Genomic DNA, 17,769 nt, shown 5'->3' with positions numbered 1-17,769 from the left:
ATGTGGAAGCCCAGTAATGGGTGGAGCTGACCGGTACTAATAGGCCGAGGGCTTGTCCTCAGTTGCTCGCGTCCACTGTGTTAGTTCTGAAGCAATGAACTCCCTTTGCCGGTCGAGTTCAACTTCATAGAGTTTCGGTGGTCATAGCGTTAGGGAAACGCCCGGTTACATTCCGAACCCGGAAGCTAAGCCTTTCAGCGCCGATGGTACTGCAGGGGGGACCCTGTGGGAGAGTAGGACGCCGCCGAACACCCGCCCTTTTAGCTCAGTCGGTAGAGCGTCTCCATGGTAAGGAGAAGGTCAACGGTTCGATTCCGTTAAAGGGCTCAGAGAAAAAGGCCCCGCCATTTGGCGGGGCCTTTTTGCGTTGGCGTACGGGGGCGCGGAAGCCGGCCCTCACGAGGAGGGCCGGCCCGCCCGGGGCTCAGCTGGGGTCGGGCTCGCGGAGACGCATGGCGAGGATGGCCATGTCGTCGGAGGCGGGAGCCTGGGCGAAGCGCTCGACGGCCCGCAGGATGCGGGAGGTGACCGCGCCGGCGGTGAGGCCCGTACAGCTCTTGAGGACTTCGGCGAGGCCGTCGTCACCGAGCATCCGGGTGCCCTCGCGGCGCTCCGTCACGCCGTCCGTGACGCAGAGGAGGACGTCGCCCGGTTCGAGGGTGACGGTCTGCTCGTACAGCTCCAGGTCCTCCATCACGCCCAGCAGGGGCTGGGGCTCCGCAGCCGGGAGGACGGTGCCGTCCGGGCGGAGGCGCAGCGGCAGGGGATGGCCGGCGCAGACGACCTTGAGGATCGCCGAGCCGTCGGGCTGCGGGCGCATCTCGCCGTAGAGGAGGGTGAGGAAGCGGCTGCGGTCGCCCTCGTCGAGGATCGCCGCGTTGAGGCGCTCCAGGACGGCCGGGCCGCCGAAGCCCTCGCGGGCCAGGAGGCGCAGGGCGTGGCGGGCCAGGCCGGTGACGGCGGCGGCCTGCGGGCCCGTGCCGCAGACGTCGCCGATGGCGAAGCCGTAGGCGCCGTCGCGGATGGGGAAGAGGTCGTAGAAGTCGCCGCCGACCTCGTTGCCCTCGCCCGCGGCCCGGTAGATGACGTCGACCTCGACGCCCGGGATGTCGGGGAGGCCGGGTGGCAGGAGGCTGCGCTGGAGGGACTGGCTGATCGCCACGCGCTCCGAGTAGAGGCGGGCGTTGTCCAGGGCCAGGGCGGCCCGGCGGGAGAGGTCCTCCGCGAGCTCCAGGATCTCCTGGCGGAAGTGGTCCTCGGCCGGCCGGCCGAGCGTCAGCATGCCGATCACGCGGTTGCGGGCGACCAGCGGCAGGACGACCGTCTCGCCGGCGACCGTGCCGGCCGTGGCGAGGGTGGTGTCGATGCCGGAGGAGAGCGGGCCCGCGGGGTGGTCGAGGGCGCGGACCGAGGCCGTGAGCGCGGCGCGGTGCGCGGCGTCGGCCGGTGCGGTCCAGGCGCGGGCGCCGAAGGACGTCACGGGCTCCGGCGGCGCGATCGAGGAGAGCAGCTCCTTGAGGCCGTCGATGCGGTCCTCGTCCTCGTGGAGCACGAACGAGAGGTACGGGTCGGAGGACTGGTCGGCGATCGTGTAGACCGCGCACCAGGTCGCGAGGGTGGGGACCGTCATCTGGGCCATCAGGGCCAGGGTCTGGTCGCGGTCGAGGGTGCCGGCCAGCAGGTCGGACGCCTCGACGAGGAAGCTGAGGGAGCCGCGGCGCAGGCGTTCCAGTTCGCCCAGGCGGGCGGACTCCACGGCGAGGGCGATGCGGTCGGCGGCGAACTGGAGGCGCAGGGCCTCCTCGTTGGAGTAGCGGTTCGCGGCCTCGGCGGCGACGCCGAGGGAGCCGGTGAGGCGGCCCTCCACCTTGAGCGGGACGGTGACGACCGCGCGCATGCCGGTGCCCTCGAGGAGCGGTACGGCGCCGGGGACGGCGGCGAGGTCCTCGTGGACGGCGGGCATGCGGGCGGAGCCGTAGCGGCTGGCGCCGGTCTCGACGGGGACGCGGGCGAACCGCTGGCGGGCCGCGGGGAGCCCGGTGGTGGCCCGTACCTCCAGTTCCGTCTCGTCGTCGGTGGCGAGCAGCAGGAAGGCGGCGTCGCCGTCGAGCATGTCGCGGGCGCGTTCGACGGTGCGCTGGAGGAGGCCGTCGAGGTCGTCGGGGGCGGGGGAGCCGATGAAGACCTCGAACGGGTCGGCGGCGCGGCTCTCCGCGCCCGGCTCGGCGGCGGGGCGGTGCGGCGTCTGGAGGACGGCCCGCTCGTGCTCGCGGACCAGCAGGCAGACGGTGGAGGGCTCGCCCTGGGCGTCGCGGACGCGCAGGTGCGAGGCGTAGACGGGGATGACGCGGCCGTCGGCGCAGCGGATGCCGTAGCTGCCCTCCCAGCGGGAGAGGCGCAGGGCCTCGGCGAGGCCGGTGCCGATGCCGGGGGTGTGGGGCCAGGCGGCGAGGTCGCCGAGGGGTTTGCCGGTGACCTGGTCGGAGGCGTATCCGAAGAGTTCCTCGGCGTCCTCGTTCCAGGCGGTGACGGTGCCGCCGCGGTCGATCTGGACGACGGCGACGCGGACGCGGCTGTCGGTGACCGGGAGGAGGGCGTCGGGCAGGACGGGGCCGGCGGAGCGGGTGCCCACCGGGCGCTGCGGCAGGTCGAGGTGGAACCAGACGTGCTTGCGGGTGGGGGAGTAGTCGACGCCCCAGCGGTGGGCGAGTGCGGCGCAGAGCAGCAGGCCGCGGCCGTTCTCGCGGTCGGGGCTGCCGAGGGTCCGGCCGCTCTGGACGGGGATCTCTCGTTCGGGGTAGCGGTCGGCGACCTCGACGCGGACGCTGTCGTCGGAGCGGAGGCAGAGGACCTCCGCGGAGGTGCCGGCGTGGATGACGGCGTTGGTGACGAGCTCGCTGGTGAGGACGACGGCGTCGTCCACGAGCTCGGGGTGCCCCCAGCCCTGGAGGGTGTCCCTGACGAACGCGCGTGCGGCCGCGACGGACCGCCCGACGGGCTCGAAGCTGGCAGTCGCCCGCGCGGTGATCACAGCACTCCTCGTACGCGTCTCGACGCCCGGCTCTGCCATGCTCGGTCTGTCCCTCCCGCTGCCCGGTGGTCGTGCGCGCACCACACCGCCCCCGCCGGGCGGACCGGGGCGGTTGGACAGCCGGAAGCCAGGTTACTTACCTTCGCTGTCCGAGCGGATGCCGGTCACCGCTGATTCCGTCCCTCGGGGGTAGGGACCCTGTGCGAAGCTGCCGAACTGTTATCGCCTGGTTCGGGCACGGTGAAACACTGGGCAGGCTACCGGCGGAAGTCGGAGCGGAACGGTCGACCCCTTTCGGGAGGGACACGGTGGAGTCTGGCACGGCGGCGCGGCGCGGCGGAGGCAGTGGCACGCGCGCGAGGGGCGGGCGTTCCCGTGGGGGGACGGTTCAGGTGGACGCGGCGGCGCTGGAGCGGCTGCTGTCCGCGCTGGTGTCGATGCGGGACGGGAACTTCCGCAGGCGGCTGACGGTCTCCGGCGACGGGGTCATGGCGGAGATCTCCGCGGTGTTCAACGAGGTCGCCGACCGGCAGATGCACGTCACCGGGGAGCTGTCGCGGGTCCGCCGGGTGGTGGGGCGCGAGGGCAAGCTGTCCGAGCGGCTGGAGGCCGGGGCCAGCGAGGGGGCGTGGGCGGCGGCGATCGAGGCCGCGAACGCGCTCGTCGACGATCTGGCGCGGCCGGTGTCCGAGGTGGGGCGGGTCCTGTCGGCGGTGGCCGAGGGCGACCTGGACCAGCGGATGGACCTGCGTTCGGAGGGTTCCGACGGGGCCGTACGGCCGCTGCGCGGGGAGTTCCTGAAGGTCGCGCGGACCGCGAACAACCTGGTCGACCAGTTGTCGGTGTTCGCCTCCGAGGTGACCCGGGTCGCCGTCGAGGTGGGCACCGACGGCAAGCTGGGCGGTCAGGCGCAGGTGCGCGGGGTGTCGGGTTCGTGGAAGGACCTCACGGACTCCGTCAACACGATGGCGAACCGGCTGACGGCCCAGGTGCGGGACATCGCCCTGGTGACGACGGCGGTGGCGGACGGCGACCTGTCGCAGAAGGTCACCGCGAACGTCGCCGGCGAGATGCTGGAGCTGAAGAACACCGTCAACCGGATGGTGGACCAGCTGTCCTCGTTCTCCTCCGAGGTGACCCGCGTCGCGCGCGAGGTGGGCACGGAGGGCGAGCTCGGCGGTCAGGCCGAGGTGGCGGGCGTCGCGGGCGTCTGGAAGGACCTCACCGACTCCGTCAACACGATGGCCGGCAACCTGACCAACCAGGTGCGGGGCATCGCCGAGGTGACGACGGCGGTCGCCAACGGCGACCTGTCGCAGAAGGTGCGGGTCTCCGCGCGCGGGGAGATCGCGCAGCTGGCGGACACGATCAACCAGATGACCGAGACGCTGCGGACGTTCGCCGACGAGGTGACCCGGGTGTCGGGGGAGGTCGGCGCGCAGGGCCTGCTCGGCGGCCAGGCGCAGGTGCCGGGCGCGGCGGGGACGTGGAAGGACCTCACGGACTCCGTCAACACGGTGTTCCGGAACATCACCACGCAGGTGCGGGACATCGCGCAGGTGACGACGGCGGTGGCCAACGGCGACCTGTCGCAGAAGGTCACGGTCGACGTGGCCGGCGAGATGCTGGAGCTGAAGAACACCGTCAACACGATGGTGGACCAGCTGTCGGCGTTCGGTTCCGAGGTGACCCGGGTGGCCCGGGAGGTAGGCGTCGAGGGTCTGCTCGGCGGCCAGGCCGAGGTGCCGGGCGCGGCGGGCACGTGGAAGGACCTCACCGACTCGGTGAACACGGCCTTCCGCAACCTGACCGGTCAGGTGCGGGACATCGCGCAGGTGACGACGGCGGTGGCCAACGGCGACCTGTCGCAGAAGGTCACGGTCGACGTGGCCGGCGAGATGCTGGAGCTGAAGAACACCGTCAACACGATGGTGTCGCAGCTGTCCTCGTTCGCCGACCAGGTGACGCGGATGGCCCGGGACGTGGGCACGGAGGGCCGCCTCGGCGGCCAGGCGCGGGTGGACGGGGTCTCCGGCCGCTGGCGCGAGCTCACGGACTCCGTGAACTTCATGGCCGGCAACCTGACCTCGCAGGTGCGGCAGATCGCCCAGGTGACGACGGCGGTGGCCCGCGGTGACCTGTCGCAGAAGATCGACGTGGACGCGCGCGGCGAGATCCTGGAGCTGAAGAACACCATCAACACGATGGTCGACCAGCTCTCCGCCTTCGCGGACCAGGTGACCCGGGTGGCCCGCGAGGTGGGCACGGACGGGCGCCTCGGCGGTCAGGCGCAGGTGCCGGGCGTGGCCGGTGTGTGGCGGGACCTGACCGACTCGGTGAACGGCATGGCCGGCAACCTCACCACCCAGGTCCGCAACATCGCGCAGGTCGCCACGGCGGTCGCGCGCGGTGACCTGTCGCAGAAGATCGACGTGGACGCGCGCGGCGAGATCCTGGAGCTGAAGAACACCCTCAACACGATGGTGGACCAGCTCTCGAACTTCGCCGAGCAGGTCACCCGGGTGGCCCGCGAGGTGGGCACCGAGGGCATGCTGGGCGGCCAGGCCGAGGTGCAGGGTGTCTCCGGCACCTGGAAGGACCTCACCCAGTCGGTGAACTTCATGGCGAACAACCTCACCATCCAGGTGCGGAACATCGCCGAGGTCACGACGGCGGTCGCCATGGGCGACCTGTCGAAGAAGATCACGGTCGACGCCCGGGGCGAGATCCTGGAGCTGGTGACGACCGTCAACACGATGGTGGACCAGCTGTCGAACTTCGCGGACGAGGTCACGCGCGTGGCCCGCGAGGTGGGTACGGAGGGCATCCTCGGCGGTCAGGCACGCGTGCGCGGTGTCACGGGCACGTGGAAGGACCTCAGCGACAACGTCAACCTGATGGCCAACAATCTGACCAGCCAGGTGCGGAACATCTCCCGGGTCTCGGCCGCCGTCGCCAACGGCGATCTGACGAAGAAGGTGACGGTCGAGGCGCGCGGCGAGGTCGCCGAACTCGCCGAGACCGTCAACACGATGGTGACGACCCTGTCGTCGTTCGCGGACGAGGTCACGCGCGTGGCCCGCGAGGTGGGCACCGAGGGCGAGCTGGGCGGCCAGGCCCGCGTGCCGGGCGTCTCGGGCACCTGGAAGGACCTCACCGAGTCGGTGAACTCGATGGCCTCCAACCTCACCGGTCAGGTGCGCCAGATCGCCGCGGTCACCACCGCGATCGCCAAGGGCGACCTCACCAAGAAGATCGACATCGACGCGCGCGGTGAGATCCAGGAGCTGAAGAACACCATCAACACGATGGTCGACCAGCTGTCGAACTTCGCCGAGGAGGTCACGCGCGTGGCCCGCGAGGTGGGCACGGAGGGCATCCTCGGCGGCCAGGCGCGCGTGCGGGACGTCGACGGGACCTGGCGGGACCTGACCGAGTCCGTGAACGAGATGGCCGGGAACCTGACCCGCCAGGTGCGGGCCATCGCGGCCGTCGCCACGGCGGTCACCCGGGGCGACCTCAACCTCAAGATCGACGGCGTGGACGCGGCGGGCGAGATCCAGGCCCTCCAGGACAACATCAACACGATGATCGCCAACCTGCGCGACACCACCCTCGCCAACGAGGAGCAGGACTGGCTGAAGGGCAACCTGGCCCGCATCTCCGGTCTCATGCAGGGCCGCCGGGACCTGGACGACGTCGCCTCGCTCATCATGAGCGAGCTGACGCCGGTGGTCTCGGCGCAGCACGGCGCCTTCTTCGTGGCGGTGCCGACCGGCCAGGCGCACGGCGACGCCGAATTGGTGGGAGAGGGCGACGGCTCGTACGAGCTGCGGATGCGGGGGAGTTACGGCTACTCCACCGGGTCCATGCCGACCTCGTTCCGCCCCGGCGAGACCCTCATCGGGACGGCCGCGGAGGAGAAGCGGACGATCCAGGTCAACGTGCCGCCGGGGTACCTGAAGATCTCGTCGGGTCTCGGCGAGGCCGCGCCCGCGCACGTGATCGTGCTGCCGGTGCTCTTCGAGGGGAAGGTCCTCGGGGTCATCGAGCTGGCGTCGTTCCAGCCGTTCACCCAGATCCAGCGGGACTTCCTCAATCAGCTCGCCGAGCTGATCGCGACGACCGTCAACACCATCAGCGTCAACACCAAGACCGAGGTGCTGCTCCAGCAGTCGCAGGAGCTCACCGAGCAGCTGAAGGAACGGTCGGCGGAGCTGGAGCACCGGCAGAAGGAGCTGCAGGGCTCCAACCTGGAGCTGGAGGAGAAGGCCGAGCTGCTGGCCCGGCAGAACCGCGACATCGAGGTGAAGAACACCGAGATCGAGGAGGCCCGGCAGGTGCTGGAGGAGCGTGCCGAACAGCTCGCGGTCTCCATGCGCTACAAGTCGGAGTTCCTGGCGAACATGTCGCACGAGCTGCGCACGCCGCTCAACTCGCTGCTGATCCTCGCCAAGTTGCTCGCGGACAACGCCGAGACGAACCTGACGCCGAAGCAGGTCGAGTTCGCCGAGACGATCCACGGGGCGGGTTCGGACCTGCTCCAGCTGATCAACGACATCCTCGACCTCTCCAAGGTCGAGGCGGGCAAGATGGACGTGTCGCCGACCCGGATCGCGCTCGTCCAGCTGGTGGACTACGTGGAGGCCACCTTCCGTCCGCTCACCGCGGAGAAGGGCCTCGACTTCTCGGTGCGGGTCTCGCCCGAGCTGCCGGCCACGCTCCACACCGACGAGCAGCGGTTGCTCCAGGTGCTGCGCAACCTGCTGTCCAACGCGGTGAAGTTCACCGACACGGGCGCGGTGGAGCTGGTGATCCGGCCGGCGGGCGCGGACGTGCCGCAGTCGATCCGCGAGCAGCTCCTGGAGGCCGGTTCGCTGCGCGACCCGGAGGCGGCGCTCATCGCGTTCTCGGTGACCGACACCGGCATCGGCATCGCCGCCGGCAAGATGCGCGTCATCTTCGAGGCGTTCAAGCAGGCCGACGGCACGACCAGCCGGAAGTACGGCGGCACGGGCCTGGGCCTGTCGATCAGCCGGGAGATCGCCCGTCTGCTGGGCGGCGAGATCTTCGCGGCGAGCGAGCCGGGCCGTGGCTCGACGTTCACGCTCTACCTGCCGCTGAGCCCGACCGAGCCGCCGACGCAGGGGCACGGGCAGGGCGGGGCGGACGCCGAGGACCCGCAGCACGGGGCCGAGGACGGCATGGGCGGGGCGGTCGACCCGTTCCCGCACTTCGCGCCGCCGGTGCGGGCCGAGGCGCGCTCCGGCGCCGGCGCTCTCTTCCGGCACCGGCGCAAGGCCGCCGCGGAGGCGACCGGGGCGCGGAACGGCGCGTCGGGGCGGCCCGGGCGACAGGCGGAGCCGGACCGGGCGGAACAGGAGGAGGCGGTCGAGCCGCGCCGCACGTTCGACTTCTCCGGCGAGCGGGTGCTGATCGTCGACGACGACATCCGCAACGTCTTCGCGCTCACCAGCGTCCTGGAGCAGCACGGGCTCGCGGTGCTCTACGCGGAGAACGGGCGGGAGGGCATCGAGGTCCTGGAGCAGAACGACGACGTGACGGTCGTCCTGATGGACATCATGATGCCGGAGATGGACGGGTACGCCACGACGACCGCGATCCGGCGGATGCCGCAGTTCGCGGGGCTGCCGATCATCGCCCTCACCGCGAAGGCGATGAAGGGCGACAAGGAGAAGGCGATCGAGTCGGGCGCCTCGGCCTACGTCACCAAGCCGGTCGACCCCGACCATCTGCTGTCGGTGATGGAGCAGTGGATGCGGGGCGAGTGAGCCGGGACCGGGGGTCCGCGCGGTCCGTCGCGCGGCCCCCCGGGTTCCGTCGGGCCGACGTCGCCGGGGGTGTGTGAGAGGGCCGGATACGGGGAACCTTCTGGTCTCCCACCGCGTTTCCGGTACGTGCACAGTGACATCGCGGTGACAGGGTGTGGCGACGGGCGGGGTGCGGCTACGATGACCGGCACAAGGACGGACGGCGTCAGGGAGTCGTCCTCTGGGGCGGCGCCCGGTGCTTCCCCCGGTCACGGGAGCCGGGGAGAGCCGTTGCCGGGGCGAGGAGGACGGGGCATGGTGCAGAAGGCCAAGATCCTCCTGGTCGATGACCGGCCGGAGAATCTGCTGGCGCTGGAGGCCATTCTCTCCGCGCTCGATCAGACGCTGGTGCGGGCATCGTCCGGGGAGGAAGCGCTCAAGGCGCTGTTGACGGACGACTTCGCGGTCATCCTGCTCGACGTCCAGATGCCGGGAATGGACGGTTTCGAGACGGCCGCCCACATCAAGCGGCGGGAGCGGACCCGGGACATCCCGATCATCTTCCTCACCGCCATCAACCACGGCCCCCACCACACCTTCCGCGGGTACGCGGCCGGCGCCGTCGACTACATCTCCAAGCCCTTCGACCCGTGGGTGCTGCGCGCCAAGGTCTCGGTCTTCGTCGAGCTCTACATGAAGAACTGCAAGCTGCGCGAGCAGGCCGCCCTGCTGCGGCTGCAGTTGGAGGGCGGCGGCGACAGCGGTCAGGGCAAGGAGTCCGCGGGTCTGCTCGCCGAGCTCTCCGCCCGCCTCGCGGCGGTCGAGGAGCAGGCGGAGGCGCTGTCGAAGCAGCTCGACGACGATTCGGCCGACGCCGCGGCCGTGGCCACCGCCGCCCATCTGGAGCGCAAGCTCACCGGGTTGCGCCGGGCGCTGGACGCGCTGGAGCCGGGTACCGGCGCGGCATCGAGCCTGCCCGCCCAGGGCTGACGTACCGTCACCGCACGGCCGGTCCGCGTGATCGGCCGTCAGCATCGCGCCCCGGTACGGGCGACACGTTCGGGTGAGGCGGACAGCCCGATGCTTCACCGGTAACCTCAGCATCATGGCTTCACGTACGTCCGGCAAGAGTTCTCAGGGCACGGCGGGCGCCGCGAAGCCGCGCGCCGGTCGTACGACGGGCGCCGCGAAGAAAGCGGCACCCGCGAAGCCCGCCGCCAAACCGCCCGCCAGGAAGGCGCCGGCGAAGAAGGCCGCGCCCGCCAGACGCGCCCCCGCGCGCAAGACGGCGGCGAAGAAGGCCCCGCCCCGTCCCGCCCCGTCGCCCACCGGCGGCGTCTACCGGCTCGTGCGCGGTGCCTGGCTCGGACTCGCCCACGGCGTCGGCGCGATGTTCCGGGGGATAGGGCGCGGCGCCAAGGGCCTCGACCCCGCCCACCGCAAGGACGGGCTCGCGCTGCTCCTCCTGGGCCTCGCACTGATCGTGGCCGCCGGAACCTGGTCCCATCTGCGCGGTCCGGTCGGCGACCTCGTCGAGATGCTGGTCACCGGCGCGTTCGGCCGGCTGGACCTGCTGGCCCCGCTGCTCCTCGCCGGGATCGCCGTACGGCTGATCCTCTATCCGGAGAAGCCCGAGGCCAACGGCCGGATCGTCATCGGACTCTCCGCCCTCGTCGTCGGCGTCCTCGGGCAGGTGCACATCGCCTGCGGCTCCCCTGGCCGCGGCGACGGGACCGGGGCCATGCAGGACGCCGGCGGCCTCATCGGCTGGGCCGCCTCGCAGCCGCTCGTCTTCATGATGGGCGAGGTCCTCGCCGTCCCGATGCTGGTGCTGCTCACCGTCTTCGGCCTGCTCGTCGTCACCGCGACCCCCGTCAACGCGATCCCGCAGCGGCTGCGCGCCCTCGGCGCCAAACTCGGCCTCGTCGAACCCGCGTACGAACCGGAGGCCGAGGGGCCGGAGGAGTACGACGAGGAGTGGCGGGACGCCCAGCCGCGGCCCCCGCGCCCCTCCCGGCGCCGTGCCACCGGCCCGGCGGAGCCGTACGACGTGGACCGGGCCGAGGCCGAGATGCTGGAGCGCCGCGGCCGCGCCGCCCGCCGCTCCGGCGAGGCGCCCGCCTTCGACCCCGGCATGGACCCGGTGGACGTCGCCGCGGCCGCGGCGGCCGCGCTGGACGGCGCGGTGCTCAACGGCATGCCGCCCTCGCCGATCGTCGCCGACCTCACCAAGGACGTCACCGCCGAGCGGGACGCCGCCGTGGCCGCGGCCGCCGCGGAGCGGTCCGGGAAGACGGCCTCGCCCGTGCCGCCCGCGCGCGGCGGCGACCGGCGCGGCGGCGTCCCGGACCTGACGAAGCCGGCGCCCGAGCCGACCGACCTGCCGCCGCGGGCCGAGCAGCTCCAGCTCGCCGGCGACATCACGTACGCGCTGCCCTCGCTCGACCTGCTGGAGCGCGGCGGGCCGGGCAAGACCCGCAGCGCCGCCAACGACGCCGTCGTGGACGCCCTCAGCAACGTCTTCACCGAGTTCAAGGTCGACGCGGCCGTCACCGGCTTCACCCGCGGTCCGACGGTCACGCGCTACGAGGTCGAGCTCGGCCCGGCCGTGAAGGTCGAGAAGATCACGGCCCTCACCAAGAACATCGCGTACGCCGTGGCCTCGCCCGACGTCCGGATCATCTCGCCGATCCCCGGCAAGTCCGCGGTCGGCATCGAGATCCCGAACAGCGACCGCGAGATGGTCAACCTCGGCGACGTGCTGCGGCTGGCGGCCGCGGCCGAGGACGACCACCCGATGCTCGTCGCGCTCGGCAAGAACGTCGAGGGCGGCTACGAGATGGCCAACCTGGCGAAGATGCCGCACGTCCTGGTCGCCGGCGCCACGGGCTCCGGCAAGTCCTCGTGCATCAACTGCCTGATCACGTCGATCATGATAAGAGCGACGCCCGAGGACGTCCGGATGGTGCTGGTCGACCCCAAGCGGGTGGAGCTCACCGCCTACGAGGGCATCCCGCACCTGATCACGCCGATCATCACCAACCCCAAGCGGGCCGCCGAGGCGCTCCAGTGGGTGGTGAAGGAGATGGACCTCCGCTACGACGACCTGGCGGCGTTCGGCTACCGCCACATCGACGACTTCAACCAGGCGATCCGGGACGGCAAGATCAAGCTGCCCGAGGGCAGCGAGCGCGAGCTCAACCCCTACCCGTACCTCCTGGTCATCGTCGACGAGCTCGCCGACCTGATGATGGTCGCGCCCCGGGACGTCGAGGACTCGATCGTCCGCATCACCCAGTTGGCCCGCGCCGCCGGCATCCACCTGGTGCTCGCCACCCAGCGGCCGTCGGTGGACGTCGTCACCGGTCTCATCAAGGCGAACGTGCCCTCGCGGCTGGCCTTCGCCACCTCCTCGCTCGCCGACAGCCGCGTCATCCTCGACCAGCCGGGTGCCGAGAAGCTCATCGGCAAGGGCGACGGGCTCTTCCTGCCCATGGGCGCCAACAAGCCCGTCCGCATGCAGGGTGCCTTCGTCACCGAGGACGAGGTCGCGGCCGTCGTCCGGCACTGCAAGGACCAGATGACGCCCGTCTTCCGCGAGGACGTCACCGTCGGCACCCGGCAGAAGAAGGAGATCGACGAGGACATCGGCGACGACCTGGACCTGCTGTGCCAGGCCGCCGAGCTGGTCGTCTCGACCCAGTTCGGTTCGACGTCGATGCTCCAGCGGAAGCTGCGCGTGGGCTTCGCGAAGGCCGGCCGGCTGATGGACCTGATGGAGTCGAGGAACATCGTCGGACCGAGCGAGGGCTCCAAGGCGCGGGACGTCCTGGTGAAGCCCGACGAGCTGGACGGCGTGCTGGCCGTCATCCGCGGCGAGTCGGGGGAGTAGCCGGCCGGGAGGCGGGGCATCCGGAGCGGTGGGGCGCGTGCCCCGCCGCCCTTCCGCCCCTCCGCGTACCCGATCGAGACCGGGCCGAGACTCACTCGTAAGGGAACGCAGGGCAACCGTTTCCCCTGGCCGTACGTCAAGTTGGACGGTGGGACAGAAGGATGTCCCAGCCCCATGGCGAACAACCAGCCTCATGGCGTACAAACAGCACCCGCCCGGTTGCCCCACCCTTTCGTACCACCCATAGACTGAACGTCCAGCAGGTGGCTACACGCTCGAAAGGCGCTCTCGTGTCCATCGGCAACTCCCCCGAAGACGACCGGACGTTCCCGGCAGACGACCGGGACTCGATCGGTCGCGCTCTCCAGCAGGCCCGCATCGCCGCCGGTCTCACCGTCGAAGAGGTCAGTGCCTCCACCCGTGTCCGGATCCCGATCGTGCACGCGATCGAGGAGGACGACTTCTCGCGCTGTGGCGGCGACGTCTACGCCCGCGGCCACATCCGTACCCTCGCGCGCGCCGTCGGGCTCGATCCGGCCGCGCTGATCGAGCAGTACGACGCCGAGCACGGTGGCCGTCCCGCGCCCACCCCCGCCGCCCCGCTGTTCGAGGCGGAACGCATCCGCCCCGAACCGAGGCGGCCCAACTGGACCGCCGCGATGGTCGCGGCCATCGTCGCCGTCGTCGGCTTCGTCGGCTTCACGATGTTCGACGGCAACGAGGCCACGAAGGGGACCACCGCCGCCGACGGCGGCCCGGCCCCCGCTCCGGAGAAGGCGAGCTCGGCCGCCAAGCCGAAGCCGGTCAAGCCCGTCGCCCCGAAGCCTACCGAGAGCGCGATCGCCGCCGTCCCGCAGGACAAGGTGACGGTCAAGCTCAGCGCGGTCGACGACAAGAGCTGGATCTCGGCGAAGGCCCACGACGGCAAGCTGCTCTTCGACGGGCTGCTCCTCAAGGGCGAGTCCAAGACCTTCCAGGACGACGAGCGCGTCGACCTCGTCCTCGGCAACGCCGGCGCGATCGAGCTCTACGTGAACGGCAAGAAGGTCGCCGACAAGTTCGAATCCGGCCAGGTCGAGCGGCTCAGCTACACCAAGGGCGACCCCGAGGCCGGCTGAGCCCGGGCCCCACGGCCCCGATGTGACCTCTGTCGCGCAGGTGAACCCTGCGCGACGGGGTAACGGCCGGGACGAAGTAGTCTTGAGTCCATGCCCGAACGCCGTACCGTCGCCCTTGTCACTCTTGGCTGCGCCCGTAACGAGGTGGACTCGGAGGAGCTCGCAGGCCGCTTGGCAGCGGACGGCTGGGAGCTCGTCGAGAACGCTGAGGAAGCGGACGTCGCCGTCGTCAACACCTGCGGATTCGTCGAGGCCGCCAAGAAGGACTCCGTCGACGCCCTGCTCGAAGCCAATGATCTGAAGGACCACGGCAGGACCCAGGCCGTCGTCGCCGTCGGCTGCATGGCCGAGCGGTACGGCAAGGAGCTCGCCGAAGCCCTGCCGGAGGCCGACGGCGTCCTCGGTTTCGACGACTACGCCGACATCTCCAACCGCCTCCAGACCATCCTCAACGGGGGCAGTGTCGAGGCGCACACCCCGCGTGACCGCCGCAAGCTGCTGCCGCTCTCGCCCGTGGAGCGCCAGGAGGCCGCCGCCGCCGTGGCCCTGCCGGGACACGGCACGGTGGCCGAGGCCCCCGCCGACGCCCCGGAGGACCTCCCCGAGGGCCTGGCGCCCGCCTCCGGCCCCCGCGCCCCGCTCCGCCGCCGGCTCGACACCAGCCCCGTCGCCTCGGTGAAGCTGGCCTCCGGCTGCGACCGCCGCTGCTCCTTCTGCGCCATCCCCTCCTTCCGCGGCTCCTTCGTCTCGCGCCGTCCCTCGGACGTCCTGAACGAGACGCGCTGGCTCGCCGAGCAGGGGGTGAAGGAGGTCATGCTGGTCTCCGAGAACAACACCTCCTACGGCAAGGACCTCGGCGACATCCGGCTCCTGGAGAGCCTGCTGCCCGAGCTGGCCGCCGTCGACGGCATCGAGCGCGTCCGCGTCAGCTACCTCCAGCCCGCCGAGATGCGGCCGGGGCTGATCGACGTCCTCACCTCGACCGACAAGGTCGTGCCCTACTTCGACCTCTCCTTCCAGCACAGCGCCCCGGACGTGCTGCGGGCCATGCGCCGCTTCGGCGACACCGACCGCTTCCTGGAGCTCCTGGAGACCATCCGCTCCAAGGCTCCGACGGCCGGTGCCCGCTCCAACTTCATCGTCGGCTTCCCGGGCGAGACCGAGGCCGACTTCGCCGAGCTGGAACGCTTCGTCACCCACGCCCGGCTCGACGCCATCGGCGTCTTCGGCTACTCCGACGAGGACGGCACCGAGGCCGCCACGTACGAGCACAAGCTCGACCAGGAGGTCGTGGACGAGCGGCTCGCCCACCTCTCCCGGCTCGCCGAGGAGCTCACCGCGCAGCGCGCGGAGGAGCGCCTGGGAGAGACCCTGGAGGTACTCGTCGAGTCCTTCGACGAGGAGGACGGCTGGATCGGCCGCGCCGCCCACCAGGCGCCCGAGACCGACGGACAGGTGGTGCTCACCACAGCCGACGGCGTGGCCCCCGACCTCGCCGTGGGCCGTATGGTCAGTGCGAAGGTCGTCGGCACGGAAGGCGTCGACCTGGTGGCCGAGTGTCTTTTCGAGGAGGCAGGCAGATGACCGGAGTCCCGGCATCCGCGACGGGCGGGACCGGTAGGCCGGCGCCCCGCGGCAAGCTGGGCACGGCGGCCGTCAACCAGGCCAGCCTGTGGAACATCGCCAACATCCTCACCATGATCCGGCTCGTGCTCGTGCCGGCCTTCGTGGTGCTGCTCCTCCAGGACGGCGGGCACGACCCGGCGTGGCGCGCCTGGGCGTGGGCGGCGTTCGCGGTGGCCATGATCACGGACGTCTTCGACGGGCACCTCGCCCGCGCGTACAACCTGGTCACCGACTTCGGGAAGATCGCCGACCCGATCGCCGACAAGGCGATCATGGCGGCCGGACTCATCTGTCTGTCCTCCCTCGGCGACCTGCCCTGGTGGGTGACCGGAGTCATCCTCGCCCGCGAGCTGGGGATCACCCTCATGCGGTTCTGGGTCATCCGGCACGGGGTCATCCCCGCCAGCCGCGGCGGCAAGATGAAGACGCTGGCGCAGGGCACGGCGGTCGGCATGTACGTCCTCATGCTCACCGGGCCCCTGGCCACCCTGCGCTTCTGGGTGATGGCGGTGGCCGTCGTGCTGACCGTCGTCACCGGTCTGGACTATGTGCGACAGGCCGTCGTCCTGCGGCGCAAGGGGCTGGCCGAGGAACGCGCGGCGGCCCGGGCGGAGACGGCGACGCGATGACCGAGGCCGCCCGGGCGCTGGCGCTGCTCGCGGAGCGTGACCACACGCTCGCCGCGGCGGAGTCGCTCACGGGCGGTCTGGTGGCCGCCGAGCTCACCGGCGTCCCCGGCGCCTCGAAGTCCTTCCTGGGCTCCGTCACCGCCTACGCCACCCCGCTCAAGCACGCGCTCCTCGGCGTCGACCGGGCCCTGCTCGCCGAGCGCGGCGCCGTGGACCCCGAGGTCGCGCTGCAGATGGCGGCGGGTGTCAGGGACCGGCTCGGCGCCGACTGGGGCATCTCGACGACCGGGGTCGCCGGCCCCGATCCGCAGGACGGCCAGGCCGTCGGAACCGTCTACGTGGCGGTCGCGGGTCCGGCCGCGACCGGCGCCGGCGCCGGGAAAGTGGTCTCGTTGAGGTTGAACGGCGACCGTGCGGACATTCGTAGAGAGAGCGTACGGAGCGTACTGGCGCTGCTGCTCGAGGAACTCTCGGGAAATGCGCGGGCACAGGATACGGAACACCACGGGGGGAATTGATGTTTGCAGCCCTGAGTGAACACGACATCGCTCCCCGCACGGCCGCAGCGGGAGGCGGTACGGTAGGGCGTGAAGGATGCGGCTACGCGGTCCGAGGAGGGAGCCACCGATGATTCTGCTCCGTCGCCTGCTGGGTGACGTGCTGCGTCGGCAGCGCCAGCGCCAGGGCCGTACTCTGCGCGAAGTCTCCTCGTCCGCCCGAGTCTCGCTCGGCTATCTCTCCGAGGTGGAGCGGGGGCAGAAGGAGGCTTCCTCCGAGCTGCTCTCCGCGATCTGCGACGCGCTGGACGTACGGATGTCCGAGCTCATGCGCGAAGTGAGCGACGAGCTGTCGCTCGCCGAACTGGCCGAGTCGGCAGCGTCGAGCGAACCGGTGCCGGCACCGGTGCGCCCGAGGCTCAATTCGGTGTCGGTGACGTCGGTGGCAGGCATGCCCACCGAGCGGGTGACCATCAAGGCGCCCGCGGAAGCGGTGGACGTCGTCGCCGCCTGAACCGAAGCACGTGGGGCGAAGCCCCGGTCGGTGCCCCACGGGGCGCCCGCCGGGGCTTTTCTCCGTCTCCGGGCGGTTCCCCCGGCCGGTTCGTTTGAGATGCCGCATTCCGGACAGGCGTGCCATGGTGGGGGAACGTACGACTGGTTGGAGATTCAGCATGTCCGTGGTGAAGAGCCCGTTGTCCGAGACCGACCTGAAGACGGTCGGCGACGCCCTCCAGGGGGCGCTGGTCGACCTCGTCGACCTGGCCCTGGTCGCCAAGCAGGTCCACTGGAACGTCGTCGGGCCGCGGTTCCGCTCCGTTCATCTGCAGCTCGACGAGGTCGTGGACACCGCACGGCTGCACTCCGACACCGTGGCGGAGCGGGCCTCCGCGCTCGGTGTGAACCCCGACGGCCGTGCGGCGACCGTGGCCTCCTCCAGCGCCGTCGGCAAGGTTCCGGAGGGCTGGATCAAGGACGTCGACGCGGTCCGGATCCTGGTCGACGCCCTGGGGGCCGTCACCGCCCGGATGCGGGAGCGGATCGACGCGACGGCCGACCCCGATCCGATCAGCCAGGACCTTCTCATCGCCCTGACGGGCGACCTCGAGAAGCACGCCTGGATGTTCAGCGCCGAGAGCGTGTAGGGCGGCCCCGCCGTGGCGATACGCAGGGCGTGCGCCGGGGCTGCCCCCGGTGCGCCCTCC

Annotated in this window: 10 protein-coding genes, 1 tRNA gene and 1 rRNA gene; 11 read left to right on the top strand and 1 reads right to left on the bottom strand. The window is 71.3% G+C overall.

The genetic code is table 11. From position 1 onward, the window contains the following. The first annotated feature begins 133 nt into the window (after window positions 1-133). Window positions 134-250, top strand: a 5S ribosomal RNA gene (gene rrf, locus ACZ60W_RS11575). Between the two features lie 4 nt (window positions 251-254). Continuing rightward, window positions 255-327, top strand: a tRNA-Thr gene (locus tag ACZ60W_RS11570). A gap of 97 nt (window positions 328-424) precedes the next feature. Here ACZ60W_RS11570 and ACZ60W_RS11565 read toward each other — a convergent pair. Further along, a complete protein-coding gene (locus tag ACZ60W_RS11565) occupies window positions 425-3,070 on the bottom strand; it encodes a SpoIIE family protein phosphatase (protein ID WP_469755141.1) in 2,646 nt (881 codons plus the stop codon). 269 nt (window positions 3,071-3,339) lie between these two features. Between ACZ60W_RS11565 and ACZ60W_RS11560 the strand changes: the two genes are divergently transcribed. The 9 genes from ACZ60W_RS11560 (at window position 3,340) to ACZ60W_RS11520 (ending at window position 17,709) form a co-directional block, all read left to right on the top strand. Beyond that, a complete protein-coding gene (locus tag ACZ60W_RS11560; protein ID WP_469755140.1) occupies window positions 3,340-8,823 on the top strand; it encodes a HAMP domain-containing protein in 5,484 nt (1,827 codons plus the stop codon). Window positions 8,824-9,117: 294 nt separating this feature from the next. Further along, complete coding sequence (locus tag ACZ60W_RS11555; protein ID WP_469755139.1) at window positions 9,118-9,792, top strand: response regulator; 675 nt, start codon at window positions 9,118-9,120, stop codon at window positions 9,790-9,792. A gap of 115 nt (window positions 9,793-9,907) precedes the next feature. Further along, on the top strand, window positions 9,908-12,694 hold the full coding sequence (locus ACZ60W_RS11550; RefSeq protein WP_469755138.1) for a DNA translocase FtsK: 2,787 nt from the start codon (window positions 9,908-9,910) through the stop codon (window positions 12,692-12,694). A gap of 290 nt (window positions 12,695-12,984) precedes the next feature. Continuing rightward, window positions 12,985-13,812, top strand: a complete 828-nt coding sequence (locus ACZ60W_RS11545; RefSeq protein WP_469755137.1) for a helix-turn-helix domain-containing protein — start codon at window positions 12,985-12,987, stop codon at window positions 13,810-13,812. 90 nt (window positions 13,813-13,902) lie between these two features. Beyond that, window positions 13,903-15,396 (top strand): 30S ribosomal protein S12 methylthiotransferase RimO, encoded by a 1,494-nt coding sequence (gene rimO / locus ACZ60W_RS11540; RefSeq protein ID WP_469755136.1) that lies wholly within the window; start codon window positions 13,903-13,905, stop codon window positions 15,394-15,396. Next, entirely contained in the window at window positions 15,393-16,067 is a 675-nt protein-coding gene (gene pgsA / locus ACZ60W_RS11535; protein ID WP_469755135.1) for a CDP-diacylglycerol--glycerol-3-phosphate 3-phosphatidyltransferase, read from the top strand. The genes rimO and pgsA overlap by 4 nt, the downstream gene beginning before the upstream one ends. Next, window positions 16,064-16,585 (top strand): CinA family protein, encoded by a 522-nt coding sequence (locus ACZ60W_RS11530; RefSeq protein ID WP_469755134.1) that lies wholly within the window; start codon window positions 16,064-16,066, stop codon window positions 16,583-16,585. The genes pgsA and ACZ60W_RS11530 overlap by 4 nt, the downstream gene beginning before the upstream one ends. A 109-nt stretch (window positions 16,586-16,694) precedes the next feature. Continuing rightward, window positions 16,695-17,078 carry a helix-turn-helix domain-containing protein gene (locus tag ACZ60W_RS11525; protein WP_469755133.1) on the top strand — a complete coding sequence of 128 codons (384 nt, stop codon included), beginning with the start codon at window positions 16,695-16,697 and terminating at the stop codon, window positions 17,076-17,078. 160 nt (window positions 17,079-17,238) lie between these two features. After that, window positions 17,239-17,709 (top strand): Dps family protein, encoded by a 471-nt coding sequence (locus ACZ60W_RS11520; RefSeq protein ID WP_469755132.1) that lies wholly within the window; start codon window positions 17,239-17,241, stop codon window positions 17,707-17,709. Window positions 17,710-17,769 lie beyond the last annotated feature (60 nt).

It is taken from the genome of Streptomyces sp. NPDC104202 (assembly GCF_055584185.1).
The sequence above is the reverse complement of the archived record's forward strand: the minus strand, read 5'-3'. Positions and strand labels throughout refer to the sequence as shown.